The organism is Macrococcoides caseolyticum (genome assembly GCF_002902665.1).
GTDB lineage: Bacteria > Bacillota > Bacilli > Staphylococcales > Staphylococcaceae > Macrococcoides > Macrococcoides caseolyticum.
Genome location: NZ_PPRM01000026.1, coordinates 1 through 16,349, shown reverse-complemented (window position 1 = coordinate 16,349; position 16,349 = coordinate 1). Strand labels below are relative to the sequence as shown.

Sequence of the window (16,349 nt, the reverse complement as noted above, 5' to 3'; positions counted from 1 at the left end):
AGTAGATAAAAAGCAGCGGATTCCGCTGCTTTTTTACATGTATTGTTCTGCTTTTGCGATTTGATTCAACACGCTTTTTGTACTTGTTCCATTGTCACTAAGTCTTCTATTTACTGCATGTTCGGGATCGAGCTTCGTATATATATCGTTCGTGATATCTTTATTAACACCTTGATAATGGTCTAATGGAATATCTTTTAGCAGTATATTGTTATCAATTGCATAAAGTACGAGTTGTCCTGTTATTTCATGTGCGTCTCTAAAAGGAATACCGAGCGTTACCAGATAGTCTGCAAGTTCCGTCGCATTTGAGAAATCATTTTGTGTGATATTCGAGAGATGCGCTGCATTGACTTCCATCGTATCTACCATACCAGTGAATATTTGAACAGACTGCAATGCTGTATCGATGCTATCGAAGAATCCTTTCTTGTCTTCTTGTAAGTCTTTATTGTATGCAAGTGGTAAACCTTTGATCGTCATCAGCAGTCCCATATAGTTACCTGCCACTGTTCCGGATTTACCTCGTATGAGTTCGGCCATATCTGGATTCTTCTTCTGAGGCATAATAGAGGAACCTGTTGTATAGGCATCGCTTAAAGTTACAAACTTAAATTCTTCGCTGCACCAAAGAATGATCTCTTCAGAGAAGCGCGATAGATGCATCATAAGAAGATTAATATTATGCATTATATCGAGTACATAGTCTCTGTCGCTTACTGCATCGATGCTGTTTGCATAGACATCGTCAAATTCGAGTAGTGAAGCTGTATACTGCTGGTCAATGGGAAAGGTCGTTCCTGCAAGTGCTCCCGAACCGAGTGGTGATATATTGATGCGTTTTAAGCCTTCACTGAATCTTGCTTTATCACGTTCCAGCATCCAGAAATATGTCATGATATGATGGCTGAAAAGAATCGGTTGTGCACGCTGAAGGTGGGTATATCCCGGCATAATTACAGTATGGTACTGCTTGCTTAAATCGATTATGACGTGTTGTAATGCTTTTATAGATGTAATGATGGCCTCTGTCATCTCTTTTGCATACAAGTGCATGTCTGTTGCGACCTGATCATTTCTTGAACGAGCGGTATGCATCTTTCCTCCAACAGGGCCGATCTTTTCTATCAGTAGTTTCTCGATATTAAGATGGATGTCTTCTAGTTCTTTTTTGAAAGTGACGTTACCCGCTTCATAGTCTGCTATAATGCCCTGTAGTCCATTGATAATTTGATTCGCTTCATCTGAAGTGATGATATACGTCTTCTCAAGCATCGTAACATGCGCGATACTTCCTTTAATATCTTGGTAGAACAGTCTCGCATCGACTTCAATCGATTGATTGAAGTCGGCGACCTGTTCACTCATACTTTCTTTAAATCTGCCACCCCACAGCGCTTTATTCATGTGCATCACCTCTATACACTCTCGTTGCCTGCTTCACTGGAAGTTCATAGATTTCAATGAATCCGACGCTTGCCTGCTGGTTGAATGTATCTTCTTTCGTATAAGTTGCGAGCTTCTCGTTATATAGAGTGTTATCACTTTTTCTCCCGATTACTGTGATGTTTCCCTTATAGAGCTTAACCTTTGTTTCACCATTAACGTATTGCTGCATATCCGTCAACAGATGTTTCAGATGGTCTGCTAATGGAGAGAAGAATAAGCCATTATATATAAGGTTAGCAAACTGCTGCTCAACATAGGGCTTAAAATGCTGCACATCTTTCGTTAAGGTGATTGTTTCAAGGTCGTTATGTGCTTTAAGAATGATCATTGCGCCTGGCGCTTCATACACTTCACGTGATTTAATACCGACCAGACGATTCTCAACGTGGTCGATTCTGCCGACACCGTGTTTACCTCCTGATTCATTTAACTGTTTGATGATTTCGTGCAATTTTAAAGACTGCCCATTTAATGCAACTGGAATTCCTGCTTTAAAAGTGATGTCAATAATCTCTTCTTCATCTGGTGCATCTTTCGGTGATACGGTTAAATCATATGCATCTTCCGGTGGTGTGGCATAGGGATCTTCTAAGATGCCGCACTCATTACTTCTACCCCATAGATTCTGGTCAATTGAGTAAGGTGATTCTAAATTAATAGGCACAGGTATATCATGTGCTTTAGCGTATTCAATCTCTTCTTCACGACTAAAACCCCAGTCACGTACCGGTGCAAGTGTCGTAATAGATGGATCGATGCTATGAATCGCAACTTCAAAACGAACCTGGTCATTTCCTTTTCCTGTACAGCCATGTGCAATGAATTTCGCCTCATGTTGATGTGCGACTTCTACAAGTGCTTCAGCGATCAGCGGTCTGCTTAATGCTGAAATAAGCGGATATGTATTTTCATATAGACTGTTTCCTTTGATTGCATATGATAGGTAGTCCTCTGCATATGTTTCAATCTTATCGAGCATAATCGATTCAATCGCGCCGACTTTAAGTGCTTTTTCTTTAATGTGTGCAAGGTCCTTTCCTTCACCGACATCAAGGCAGCATGCGATAACTTCGTATCCTTTCTCGATTAACCATTGAATGGCGACACTTGTATCTAATCCTCCAGAATATGCTAATACTACTTTTTGTTTATCGTTCATTTCAATTCCTCCATTAATACTTAAATTTAATATATTAATTAATATACATAATAATGTATCAGTATGCATAATTAAAATCAAGTATAATTATTCATTTTTAAGAATAAAAATATAAAACATTTCGGTTTCTACAATGTAAGCGCTTTATAAAGCGCTATGGATTGTGAACTTAAGCTGAATCGAGTACAATGATTGTGAAACTATGAACGGGAGGAATAGAAATGACGCATATTAAATTTAACTATGACATGGCAAAATCATTCGTAGGAGATCATGAATTGACACAGATGCAGGACTTAGTGAAAAATATTCATCATGTAATCCATGAAGGTAGTGGTGCAGGTAGCGATTTCCTAGGATGGCTCGATTTACCGGTAGATTACGATAAGGAAGAATTCGCACGTATTAAAGAAAGTGCGAAGAAGATAAATGCAGATAGTGATGTATTAATTGTTATCGGCATTGGAGGGTCTTATCTCGGTGCACGCGCTGCAATCGAGATGCTCAATAAATCATTTGATCACCTGAAATCAGATAAGACACAGATTATCTTTGCAGGACATCAGTTATCTTCAAGCTATTTGAACGATTTAATTGAATATGTTCAGGACAAAGATTTCTCAGTGAACGTGATTTCTAAATCAGGTACGACGACAGAACCAGCTGTTGCATTCCGTGTATTCAAGAAACTATTGGAAGAGAAATACGGCAAAGAAGGCGCGAAGTCTCGTATTTATGCAACTACGGATAAATCTAAAGGTGCTTTAAAGTCATTAGCAATGACTGAAGGCTATGAAACATTCGTAGTGCCGGATGATGTTGGTGGACGTTTCTCTGTATTAACAGCTGTAGGACTATTGCCGATTGCAGCAGCTGGTCATGATATCGATGCGATGATGGAAGGTGCAGCAAGCGCACGTACAGAACTTGCTTCTTCTGAGCTTTCTGAGAACATCAGTTATCAGTATGCAGCGCTGCGTAACATTTTATACAACAAAGGGTACACGATTGAGATGTTAATCAATTATGAGCCGAGTCTGCAATACTTCAACGAGTGGTGGAAACAGTTATTCGGTGAGTCTGAAGGTAAGGACTTTAAAGGTATCTATCCATCAAGCGCGAACTTCTCAACGGACCTTCATTCATTAGGTCAATATGTTCAGGAAGGGCGTCGTGACATATTTGAAACGGTCGTTAAAGTAACAACACCAAGAAGCGACGTCACAATTGAAGCGGATGAAAATGATTTAGATGGTCTGAACTTCTTAGCGGGTAAAACATTGGACTTCGTCAACACGAAAGCATTCCAGGGGACGTTACTTGCACATAGCGATGGCGGGGTACCAAACTTCGTCGTTGAAGTACCGAAGTTAGATGCATTTACTTTCGGTTACCTTGTTTACTTCTTCGAGTTAAGTGTTGCGATGAGTGGCTACTTACTCGGTGTGAATCCATTTAATCAGCCAGGGGTTGAAGCATACAAGCAGAATATGTTCGCATTGCTTGGGAAACCTGGCTTTGAAGACAAGAAAGCAGAACTAGAGGCAAGACTTCAATAATATATGTCATGTTATTCTTAAAACAAGCTATGAACTGTTCATAGTTTGTTTTTTTTAATATTTACATTATAATCACTTAAAAGTGAGGTGAGGGTTTGTTTACAGAAGCGTACTTACTGGAATTATTTGAACGATTTAAAGGTCTTGGCGTTATTATTGCTTTTCTTCTGCCGTTTATTGAAGCATTTATTCCGATATTACCAATTATGGTCTTTGCCGTCGTTAATGTGAATGCTTATGGTCTGATACCTGGATTCTTAATTACATGGAGCGGTGCAGTAGCTGGTTCATATTGTGTTACGCTTTTAGTGAGAACCTATGGGCAGCACCGACTCTTAAGACGATTAAACAAACATCCGCAGACATTAAAATTTATAAGAAGGGTGGATGATAGGGGGATGCTGCCATTATTTTTGTTACTCTGCTTCCCATTCACGCCCTCCAGTCTGGTCAATATTGTGGCAGGTCTAAGCACGCTCGATATAAAGAGATATTTATGGGTCGTTCTATTCGGAAAAGCGATCATGTTGTTTACTTTAAGCTTTATCGGTAACGATATATATTCCTTTGTGAAAGCACCTGAAAAGAGTATAATTGTTATTATAGTGCTCGTGATTCTGTGGTGGATTGGTAAAAGAATTGAGCGGCATCTGGAAAGATAAGTGATTAATATAAAATAAGTTGAGGTGCTCTTTTTGAAGCGGGAATTTATTGAATGGCTGATTGCGATTGTCATTGCTACAGTATTATATTTTGTTGTAAAGACATTCTTCTTTATTTCTTATTCTGTAAGTGGCGATTCAATGTATCCGACCTTCACTGATGGTGATAAGGTCATAGTTAATAAGTTGAGTACACTGCATCATGGCGATGTTATCGTCTTTCATACAGGAAGTACTCAAGATTATGTTAAACGTATTATAGGAAAGCCGGGAGATAAAGTAGAATACAGGGATGATGTTTTATATGTCAATGGTGAACGTACTGATGAACCATACCTTCAGGAAAATAGAATTGCTAAGACAAATATATTGCTTACAGAAAATTTCAAAGTAAGTGATCTATCTGGTGCGGGCGGCAAATCGGTCATTCCAGAAGGTAAGCTGCTTGTTCTTGGAGACAACAGAGAGACGAGTAATGATAGCAGACGTTTCGGATTGATCAAAGAGCAGCAGGTTGTAGGAGAAGTACAGGTAAGATATTGGCCGCTAGATACATTTCATGTGAATTTTAATCCACAATAAATATAGATACAACTTTACAAAATATTCCTGTTTGTAAAGTTGTTTTTTTAGGAGGAAACAGATGACAGTTCAATTATTACTCGGCAGAAGAGGGACAGGGAAGACCCATGAAATTATTGAAAGAATAAAGTCACAGCTGAAAGGACAACCGCTCGGGGATCCAATTATTATGATTGCACCAAGACAAAGTACCTTTCAGATTGAACAGGCGTTAAGTCACGATGCGATGATTAAAGGGAGTATGCGTACAGCAATCTATTCCTTTGATCGACTGTTCTGGAGACTTGAAAGTGAAGAAGGAAGCACGGAACTGCAGCATATTTCAAATAGTGGCGTTGAAATGCTGACATATCAAATATTGAATGAGCATAAAGATGAATTAAAGAGATTTCAGTCAACAAGCGCATATTTTGGCTTTAGTCAAAAGATGGCAGCGGTCATCTCAGAACTAAAAAAATATAATGTCACGCCATCTGATGTTTACACATTGCTCGGAAAAGAAATGGATGTGCGCACGAAAGATAAGCTGCATGACATATATGAAGTGTATACATCATTGGAGGAGAAGATGAGCGGGCAGTATATGCAGACAGAGGATATGCTCGTTGCCCTATGTAAAATGATAGAAACATCAAAGACTATTCGTAATGCGGATATATATATTGATGGTTTCTATAACTTTACGACTGTAGAATATATGGTCATTCAATCGTTGGCACAGCATGCGAAATCACTGACAATCGCATTGACAATTGACCAGACAGACCCTGTACTGTTTAGAAAGACGACAGAAACATTGAACCATATTAAAACTTATCTGCATGAGCGCGCATTAACGTATCATGTCGACAATATGCATGTTTCTTATCGTTTCAATGACGAACTGAACATGCTTGAAAACAGTTTCTCGCGTGAAGTATCAATCAGTCATACAGAGCATATACATTTATCACAGCATGCATCGGTACCAGCTGAAGCTGCGCATATCGCACACAAAATAATGGACCTCGTCAGAAAAGGCGAAAGATTTAAAGATATAGTAGTGCTCTATCGTGATGAAAGCTATGTCAAGCAGCTGATTGATGTTTGTCGTAAGCACCAGATCCCATATCACACGGACTATAAAGAGTTGATGATTCACCATAAAGCAATTGAACTGATTCGTTCATTACTGGATGCATTTAAGACTAATATGCGTATGGAACATCTATTTCGAGCCCTGAAGACAGGTCTGATTGCACACGAATTTAAGAGAGAAGAAGATCTGCTCCTGATTGATATGCTGGAAAACGTTATGATTGAGCGTGGTATGTATTATGATGATCTAATTCATAAACGTAAATTATTTTATGATGAAAAGGATGTCTATGAACAAGACCAATGGGATGCACTACTACAATATATCGACTATCTGCTATCTGTCATAGAACCTTTCAAGGAAGGGATAGTAAACGCGCAGTCCGGACGTGCATTTGCAAGTGCAATCTATAGTTTTATGCTGTCAATTTCACTACCTGAATATTTGATGCAGCATAAAGATATGGCTAAAGACAACGGGGAACAGTATATTGCGCTGACATTTGACCAGATACTGACTGGACTAAATCAGGTACTGGATGATTTCGTATTGATTATGGATGAAGTGACATTAGATTATAAGGTGATGTGCGATATTATAGATGTCGGGTTTCTGGCACTTGAATATAATGCACCACCTCAAGGACTCGACCAGATACAGATATTAAATCTTGATCTTGCAAAGGTAGAAAATAAAAAGTATGTATTCGTATGTGGGGTCAATGATGATATTCTGCCTCGACCGATGAAAGAAGATGCGCTGATTACGGACCAGGAAAAACGTATGATGCAGGAAATAGGGGATATTCAACTTGCACCAACAACGGATGTATTGATACAGGATGAATGGTTTGTATTCTATAATGCTGTGACACATGCACAGCATTCGGTATACATATCATACAGTTTAATGAATATGAACCAGGAAGCGATGCGTCCTTCAAGGTATTTAGCGCGATTAGAGAGACAGTTACATCTTGAGGTCCAGGATATGACACATGATCTAAATCCAGAGGACTGTATCACAACATATCATGCGGGAATCAAACATGCGGTGTCACATATTGAAGACGATACTTGGTCAGACGTTGTGGCAGTGTATGAGACAGATCCGCAATTTGAACATGTATTTAAGCTGAGACATTACAGAAATCAATCTGAGATGCTCGCGGAACATGAGGTGTCGCGTCTTTATGGCGATACGATAAAGGCTAGCGTCTCAAGGTTTGAAACATTTAACCAATGTGCATTCAAACACTTTGCAAACCATGGTTTAAGATTAAAGGAACGTCTGCCTTATCAATTTCAGTCATTCCAGCTTGGTAATATCTTTCATGATGCACTGCGACACTTAAGCGAGAAGTTCAAGGATCAGGTGCTGCAAGTGGATGCCGCTGTCATCGCTTCAGAAATCGACGACTATTTGAAAGCGTCCTTGCCTTCTGTTCATTATGAAGTGCTGTATTCTAAACATTACTATCAATATATCGTTAAACAGATCAGGACAATATTACTTTCGACTTTCACTGCGATTCAACGTCAGACGAAGTACAGTAACTTTAAGATGGCGTGTTTTGAGACGAAATTTGGTAAAGGTGGCGCACTGGATACGCAAATCTATCGTTTCGGTAAAAATAAAAAGATCGAGATTACGGGACAGATTGATAGGATCGATATACTCCCATCACCAGAGAAAGATTATGTGCGCATCATCGATTATAAATCACGTCAGACTGATCTTGACTTAAAGCAGGTCTATTACGGACTGCAAATGCAGATGCTTACTTATATGGACGTCGTGCTTTCAAACACGGCACGACTTGGACTCAAAAGTGATGTAATACCAGCAGGGATGCTTTATTTTCATGTGTACAATCCCAAACTATCATTTAACGTGAAGCAAGGTGCAGCGCAGCTCTTCGATGAACGATTTAATAAGTATAGTATGCAAGGGTTTATCCTTGATGATATAGAAATCGCGAAAGATATGGACACGACACTTGAAGCGGGACAGAAATCGAAAATTGTGCCTGCGATGTTAAAGAATGATGGCTCGTTCAATAAGAGAAGTTCCAGAACACTTGCATTAGAAGAAATGCATGCACTTCTACAGCATAATAAACAGCAGTTTATGCATACAGCACAAAATATACTGCAAGGGGACAGCCGTATCAATCCTGTGAGATACGACAAGCTGAATCCTTGTCTGCACTGTGCATTTAAATCAGTATGCCATATCGATCCGATATTAAACCAGGAGGATATCAGAACGTTTGATAAAGATATCGACCCATTAGATGAAATTATGAAGGCGGTGAATAAAGATGCAATGGACAGCTAGTCAGCAAGAAGCGATAGTGACAACAGGTCAGGATACTCTCGTCGCAGCAGCAGCGGGCAGTGGTAAGACAGCAGTGCTTGTAGAGCGTATCATCAGAAAAATCATCGATCAATCGGTCAATGTCGATGAACTGCTCGTCGTTACATTTACAAATGCAAGCGCCAAAGAAATGAAGCACCGTATTTTCAATCGATTACAAGAAGCATTGAATGATGCACCTCATAATGAACATCTAAAAACGCAGCTCATTAAACTGCATCAGGCAGATATATCGACTTTGCATCGCTTCTGTCTTAATTTAATCGAGCGCTTCTACTATACGATTGATCTTGATCCGACATTCAGAACTGCCTCTGAAGAAGAACGTGCGCTATTACTCATGCAAGCGATTGATGATGTATTAGAAACAATTTATGAAGCTGCACATCCGGACGATATGACGTTACTTCTGCATCTTTCATCAGACCGTAAAGATGATTACGTAAGGAAGACATTAGTGAAGCTGTACAACTTTGCAATTGCGAACAGTCATCCTTCGAGGTGGCTAGAAGCGATTGCAACTTCATATCGTGACGTTTCAACAGACAGCAGTTATTTCTTGTCGATTAATCAACAGATTAATGACGAACTGCATCAGGCAGTCCAGTTAATTAAGCGTGCAGAAGATCTATGTATCAGCCCGGCATTAGATACAAATCTTGAATATCTACAGAAAATACGCGAGCAGCTGGAACAGTTTCCTGAATCGCTGGAGGAAAAATTCTCATTTATTCAAAGTATTCAATTTGGTCGCAAACCAAATATGAAAAAGAGCGATGATCCATACGACAAAGAATTAAATGAAGGCATAAAAGAATATTTAGCACAGAGTAAGAAGCTGGTATCAAATATTCAGGAAAACTATCTATATGCACCAATAGAAGAACTTGCTGATGATATTCGCGCGATGTCGGTTGAAGTAGAACGATTGACACGTATGACACAGATGGTCATCGATAGATTCAGCCAGCTTAAACGTGAGCGTAAACTGATAGACTTTAGCGATTATGAGCATTTCGCTCTGCAAATATTGATCCACAATGATGAGCCTACAGAAATTGCGCACATGCTAAAGGCGCAATATAAGGAGATTCTTGTCGATGAATACCAGGATACGAACCGTGTACAGGAAAGTATCATCCAGGCAATCAAACGTGATGATAATATGTTTATGGTTGGAGATGTAAAACAATCCATCTATAAATTCCGACAGGCAGAACCTGAACTATTTATGGAGAAATACAGTCATTTTAAATCAGGTGGACCTGGTAAGGTCATCGATCTTTCTCAAAACTTCCGTTCACGTCGTGCTGTCATCAACAATACAAATGAAATATTCTCTAAAATAATGGATGAGAAACTTGGTGAGATCATCTATGATGATGACCAGATGCTGTATTATGGTGCACCTTATGACGACGTGTCACAGCACACTGAACTTCATCTTCTGAATAAAGAGGAACTGAATGATATCGAATACTTTGCTTCTCATCATATTGCCGATGTCATCGAACAGATTATTGCACAAGAAGAAGTTTATGATGTTAAGACAGGGGAGTACCGTGCAGCTCAGTATAAAGATATTGCAATCTTAGAGCGTGGGTTTAGCAATGCTGCAGAGCATATGAAGGTGATGAAAGACCGTAAGATTCCTTTTCATGTGAATAGTAAGGAAGGGTATTTTCAGACAGACGAAATTAATACGATTTTAAGTTTATTAAGAGTGGTAGATAATCCGTTACAGGATATTCCCTTAGCTGGGCTCTTGCGCAGCATCATCTATCAGTTTGATGCCCATGAGCTTACGGCATTGAGATCCGACTGTTCAGTCTTTCTTTATCATAACCTTCTCTCATATAGTGTTAATGGTGAAGATGCACAGCTTAAGTATAAGGTGAAGAAGGTACTCGCTGATATTTCGGATTATCGTGAACAAAGTAGAAAGGTGAGTGTGAAGGACTTAATCGATTACATTTATAATGATACGCTGCTCATTGAAAAGTTTACCTTACTACCAGGAGGTCACCAGCGACAAGCCAATCTGGAAGGTCTGCTACAAAAGGCAGAACAGTTCGAACAGAGCAGCTACCGAGGTATCTATCAGTTTCTTCGCTTTGTAGACAATATATTAGAAGCTGGTAAAGACTTTGGTGAGATGAATATCGTTTCAGATGAAGCTAACGTTGTCAGAATGATGACGGTCCACGCCTCTAAAGGATTAGAGTTTCCTTTTGTCATCTATAACAATATTGACCGTCAATTCAACTTGATGGAAACGAAGGAACAGCTGCTGCTGAATCAACGTCTTGGCCTGTCCATTACTTTCTATGATAAGATGGCGCATACGACTTATCCGTTAGCAATCAATCAGTTATTTAAGACGAAGATTCGTAATGAACAAGTATCTGAAGAGTTGCGGTTGATGTATGTTGCGCTTACGCGTGCCCGTGAAAAACTGGTGCTTGTAGGAAATGTTAAGGATGATAAAGTGATAGAGAAGTTTCAGAATGTAGACGTCGATAAAAAGATGGACGATTACTATAGACTGAGTGCACTGAGTCCGCTACAGTTTATCGCACCGATTGCATTACATGATGACTCTATTGCCGTTCGTATGATTCGTACGCTGAACACGCTCGAAAATAAATCTACAGAAACAGCTGAATCTACTAAAGCCGAAGGTGTGACATGGCTACAGGAACTCAAAAACTACCGCTATCCATATTTGAGTGAGAATTTGCTGCCGACAAAAGAAAGTGTATCAGAAATAAAAAAAGCACAGGAAACAGATGATGAAGCCACTGCCTGGACATATATCAATCAATATCGGCTCGGTAAAGCGACTTATGATCGTCCAAAGTTTATGTCTGAAGAGAAGAAGACAGCGGCTGAATATGGAACACTTATGCATAAAGTAATGCAGCATCTGCCACGCTTAAACAATGTGGACTCAGAGGATATCAAGCATTTTCTTGATGATTTAGTAAATCGTCGCATTATTTCAGATGAAGAACGACCGCTCATCAACGAAAAACATATTTATCAGTTCACAAAGACTGTACTTTATGACAGGTTGGTTCATGCAGACGAAGTTTACTTTGAGCTGCCGTTTGTTATCGGTAAGCAGTATATCACACAAAGTCATCCAGATCAGCTTGTCCAGGGGATGATTGACTGTGTATTTAAGTATGAAGGACATTACTATTTTATCGATTATAAGACGGATCAGGTAATCTCAAGACTCGGTCGCACGACAGAGGAAACATTAGCAGAATTGAAGCTTCGTTACGAAGTTCAGATGAATTACTATAAGAAGACGCTGGAAGTTATATTAGATGAACCTGTAACTGGATATCTATATTTCTTTGAAGCGGGAACGGTTGAGGTATAATGATAAAATTATTGCTTAAATACAGTATGATGGGAATCGTTTTATTGATCTACGGGCTGCAATTTATATATTTAAGTGCACAGCCTGTTGAATTTATTAATCCATTCGATTATTATGCGCAAGAAGAACTGCCTGTACTAGAAACTTACTTATTTATCATTCTGTTTACAATGATTCCGGTCATCGCTTATTTTATGGCACGTGTGCAACTTACACGCAGGATGATGGCCTACCTGATTATAGCTGGGCTTCTCATATTAGTTCATTCAAGAATGAGCATCATATTGATGATGATGATTGGACTTATTGTTACGAATATGATTTATAAGTTCATCGGAACATATTCACGTACACTTTATATCAGCATCGCTTCTTTATTGATGAGTGTGCTGATTATCGCTATTTTAATTCCGTCTTTATTACTCTATGGTGACAAGGAGACATTCCTTAATGTTAATGCATTCCAGGAATTTATTGGAACATACAACGCTTCTCATTACAGAGAAATCTTACAGTTGAATAGAGAACTGTTCAGATCACATCTGTGGCATTATATAATCGTGCTATGTTGTGTCATTGTACCTTCCATGCTTATAGGACGTGCACGAATCACACGGTTCAAGCTTCCGTTAGCGCTTATACTGTTAACATTAGGAACAGCAGTTAAGTTGCAGCTGTTTAGCACAACTTTTGACTGGACACAGTTTATCATTATATTATCCGGATCTTTATTACAAGGACTAGCCATCGCTATGTTACTCGATTACAATATTCATGTCACTTCTAGGGAAATTGTTACTTTGATGACCTTTGTCGCAATTGTCGAGATCAGTGCCACACTGATATTTACAGGGTGGTTCCGTTCATTTCCGCCAGAGAACTTAAATGTAATGATGACAGAAAGCTTGATATTGACTGTAATTATAAGTGCAGCATTTATCGTTTTAATGTTAGCACTTCATCTAAAAAAGAGTAAATTCAAAAAAATCTGAAAAATAACTCTAAAACAATGAAACATCATCTTATTTTCTGTATAATGAAACAAAGTATAAGAAGGAGTGGAATTCATGAAATTTTTGTCGTTTGAGTATAAAGGTAAACAATCTTTCGGTGTAAAGGTTAAAAGAGAAGATGCAGCATGGGATCTCGTACGTGTATTTGAAGCAACCAATACAGCGAATTACCCAAAGACATTATTAGAGGCATTACAGCAAAACAATACGCTCGACTTTCAGGAGCTTGTACGTAAAACAATCGAACAGATAGAGCGAGAGAAGGATGCCGAAGATTACAAAGTTGCATATACAGATATGACGTTCCTGCCGCCTGTTGTTCCGACCAATAATGTCATCGCTATTGGACGAAATTATTCAGATCATGCGAAGGAAATGAATAATGATGTGGATGAACTCTATGTCTTTACGAAAGCACCTTCAAGCTTAATTGGAGATGGCGCTCGCATCCCATCACATGCTGATGTAACACAAGCCCTTGACTATGAAGGAGAACTTGGTATTGTCATCGGTAAATACGGTCATAAGATTCCTAAAGCATTAGCATTGGATTATGTTTATGGTTATACAATCATTAATGACATTACGGCACGTGACCTGCAGAAGGCACACGCTCAGGCATTCTTATCTAAGAGCTTATTAGGTGCTTGTCCTATGGGGCCATATATTGTAACGAAAGATGAATTGCCAATGCCAGAAAATGCAAATATCGTGACGAAAGTGAACGGTGAGATTCGTCAAGATGGCAATACGCAAGATATGGTAAAGAAAATAGACGATCTGATTGCCGAGATTTCACAATATATTGCACTACACCCAGGTGATGTTATCGCAACAGGTACACCAAGCGGCGTAGGTGCAGGAATGAATCCACCTGCATACTTGAAGCGTGGGGATGAAATTAAAGTAACGATTGACGGTATCGGTACTTTACAGAATACAATCGAAGAATAGTATCCTTTTATTCATACAGTTATTTTGGTACAAGTATAAGAATCTATGTTAAACTAATAACAGTATGAATAAAAAGGAGTGAATTACATGGAAACTGGTATGTTTCATCTGCATATTCTAAGCTGGGTTGTTTTAATTATTGTTTTCTTTGCAACATACTCTAATTTCTCTGATCGTTTAGGTCCTAGTAAATATTTCAAGCCATTGCTTATGGTTCAAAGATTATTTGCATTACTTGTTATCATCAGTGGAATTATGATTTTTATGCAGTACATGAAAGTAGATTCAGCATTGTATGGTATTAAATTCTTATTAGGTTTAATTACTATCGGTTTAATGGAGATGACAATCGCGAAGAAGAAAAAGAAGAAACCTTCAAGAACTTTCTTCTATCTTGTAATATTATTTGTTATCTTAACAATCGGCTTGGGTATTCATTTACCAATGGGGCCAATTACAACGATGTTTAAGTAAAACATGAAAAGATGGCAAGAAACGTTAATTGTTTCTCGCCGTCTTTTTTATTTGAATATTTTATGAACTCTTACATAAACGATAAGTAATTTAGTATAATCAATGTAATAACTTAAGTGAGGGTATTCAAATGAAAAGAATTTCAATCATATTGATGATATTACTGCTATCATTCAGTGCGCTACCTGCACAAGCAGCCAGTCAGGACGAAATGCGTATCTATAGCATTCTTACTGATCGATTTATGAATGGTGATGAGAATAATAATAAAGATATTCATAATGACAAAGACAATAATCTGCCTTACGGTGGGGACTTTAAAGGCATCATCAATAAGGTAGACTATATTAAGAAGATGGGCTTTAATGCCATTCATGTCTCACCGGTGTTTGACCATGAGAAGAATGATTATCTAGGGTATAAGATTAATAATTATAATCAGATTTCTAAAACATTCGGTGGAGAGAAGGACTTTAAACAGCTCGTATATCTTGCACATAAAAATAATATGAAAGTCATCGTCGATATGCCTGTTGTTGCAACGGATGATTTCACAGCAACAGAAGACACTAAGATGAACGCAATAGAGAAGTCGTATTATAAAGATACACCGATGATTGATCTAACGAATGAAGCAAATATTAAGCGCTATAAGCAGCTCATGACAGAATTCGTAAACAAAACGAAAGTCGACGGCTTATCGATGTATGTACTTCAGGATAATGTCGATCTTTCAAAAGTATTTCCTGAGAATATAACAAAGATTGCTATTACCAATAGCGATGTTAAAGTAACCGGCTATGATTACATTCAGACTGGGAAGACATCAGAGCAAATTGCACAAGCATTCAAGAATGTTGATGAGGAAATCCCAGAGCAGCACAACAAGAAGGAGCTGCTTTCAGCTGATAACTTCTTTACCCCACGTTTCACAAGCTATGCGGTTCATGAAAATATGTTCCCAGGAACACGTATTAAACAGATGATGGGCTATCTGTTTGTACAAAAGCAACCAGTCAGTATGACTTATGGTACTGAGATTGCGATGAATGGCGAAAAACTTCCCGATACACACCAACTACTCGATTTTAGAACGGATAAAGAAGTGGTGGAATACTTAGAACAGACGAGCAAAGTTTATCATAAGTATAAAGAAATGTTCGATGGTACATCTAAAGTGATCTATAACGAAAAAGGTGAGCAGCTTATCTATTTCGATACAGACAAGGTAGACTTCATCTATAATATTAACGATACAAGCAAGTCTACAAACGTTAAGCTGACGGACAAAGACATACCAGGCGATAAGATGCTCAGCGGATTGCTTATTGGAGATAGAATCCATGTGAAGGACGGCACATTTAATTTGATAACGAACCGTGAAGAAACGGAGCTTTACGCACTCGTTCCACCACGTGGACTGAACTTAGGTTATGTGATCGCATCACTGTTAACAATCGTGCTCTTTACAGTATTTATCATCGGTGCAGCAAGAAATAGGAAGAAACATGTCAATAATTTAAGAAAATAGAAATAACGAAAAGACAATCGGCGTATTGAACATCACCCTGTCAAGTAGACACTTAAAAAAATAAAACTTAGTTACTCGGCTGCGCTTGTATTAGCGCAGCCATTTTTAATGAAATACG

The 16,349-nt window shown here is 38.6% G+C and carries 11 protein-coding genes; 9 read left to right on the top strand and 2 right to left on the bottom strand.

All coding sequences use genetic code 11. The features are described 5' to 3' along the window. Nucleotides 1-33: 33 nt before the first annotated feature. Together argH and CD152_RS04955 are read right to left on the bottom strand one after the other, a co-directional pair. The gene (gene argH, locus CD152_RS04960) at nucleotides 34-1,407 is read right to left on the bottom strand and encodes an argininosuccinate lyase (RefSeq protein ID WP_103214467.1); all 1,374 of its coding nucleotides are present in this window, start codon (nucleotides 1,405-1,407) and stop codon (nucleotides 34-36) included. Continuing rightward, nucleotides 1,400-2,608 (bottom strand): argininosuccinate synthase, encoded by a 1,209-nt coding sequence (locus CD152_RS04955; RefSeq protein ID WP_101044529.1) that lies wholly within the window; start codon nucleotides 2,606-2,608, stop codon nucleotides 1,400-1,402. The genes argH and CD152_RS04955 overlap by 8 nt, the downstream gene beginning before the upstream one ends. Before the next feature lie 221 nt (nucleotides 2,609-2,829). Between CD152_RS04955 and CD152_RS04950 the strand changes: the two genes are divergently transcribed. The 9 genes from CD152_RS04950 (at nucleotide 2,830) to CD152_RS04910 (ending at nucleotide 16,231) form a co-directional block, all read left to right on the top strand. Then, the gene (locus CD152_RS04950) at nucleotides 2,830-4,167 is read left to right on the top strand and encodes a glucose-6-phosphate isomerase (protein ID WP_101152794.1); all 1,338 of its coding nucleotides are present in this window, start codon (nucleotides 2,830-2,832) and stop codon (nucleotides 4,165-4,167) included. Between the two features lie 95 nt (nucleotides 4,168-4,262). Further along, nucleotides 4,263-4,829 carry a TVP38/TMEM64 family protein gene (locus tag CD152_RS04945; RefSeq protein ID WP_101143361.1) on the top strand — a complete coding sequence of 189 codons (567 nt, stop codon included), beginning with the start codon at nucleotides 4,263-4,265 and terminating at the stop codon, nucleotides 4,827-4,829. A 33-nt stretch (nucleotides 4,830-4,862) separates the two neighbouring features. After that, nucleotides 4,863-5,411, top strand: coding sequence for a signal peptidase I (lepB, locus tag CD152_RS04940; protein WP_101140964.1), 549 nt, complete (start codon nucleotides 4,863-4,865; stop codon nucleotides 5,409-5,411). Between the two features lie 61 nt (nucleotides 5,412-5,472). Continuing rightward, a complete protein-coding gene (addB, locus tag CD152_RS04935) occupies nucleotides 5,473-8,829 on the top strand; it encodes a helicase-exonuclease AddAB subunit AddB (protein WP_103214466.1) in 3,357 nt (1,118 codons plus the stop codon). Continuing rightward, a complete protein-coding gene (gene addA, locus CD152_RS04930) occupies nucleotides 8,813-12,259 on the top strand; it encodes a helicase-exonuclease AddAB subunit AddA (protein WP_101140962.1) in 3,447 nt (1,148 codons plus the stop codon). Before addB ends, addA begins: the two co-directional genes overlap by 17 nt. After that, entirely contained in the window at nucleotides 12,259-13,251 is a 993-nt protein-coding gene (locus CD152_RS04925; protein ID WP_086038381.1) for a hypothetical protein, read from the top strand. Before addA ends, CD152_RS04925 begins: the two co-directional genes overlap by 1 nt. Nucleotides 13,252-13,326: 75 nt before the next feature. Then, nucleotides 13,327-14,226, top strand: coding sequence for a fumarylacetoacetate hydrolase family protein (locus CD152_RS04920; RefSeq protein WP_012656502.1), 900 nt, complete (start codon nucleotides 13,327-13,329; stop codon nucleotides 14,224-14,226). 87 nt (nucleotides 14,227-14,313) lie between these two features. Next, on the top strand, nucleotides 14,314-14,700 hold the full coding sequence (locus tag CD152_RS04915) for a YisL family protein (RefSeq protein WP_012656503.1): 387 nt from the start codon (nucleotides 14,314-14,316) through the stop codon (nucleotides 14,698-14,700). A gap of 130 nt (nucleotides 14,701-14,830) precedes the next feature. Continuing rightward, nucleotides 14,831-16,231, top strand: coding sequence for an alpha-amylase family protein (locus CD152_RS04910; protein WP_103214465.1), 1,401 nt, complete (start codon nucleotides 14,831-14,833; stop codon nucleotides 16,229-16,231). Nucleotides 16,232-16,349 lie beyond the last annotated feature (118 nt).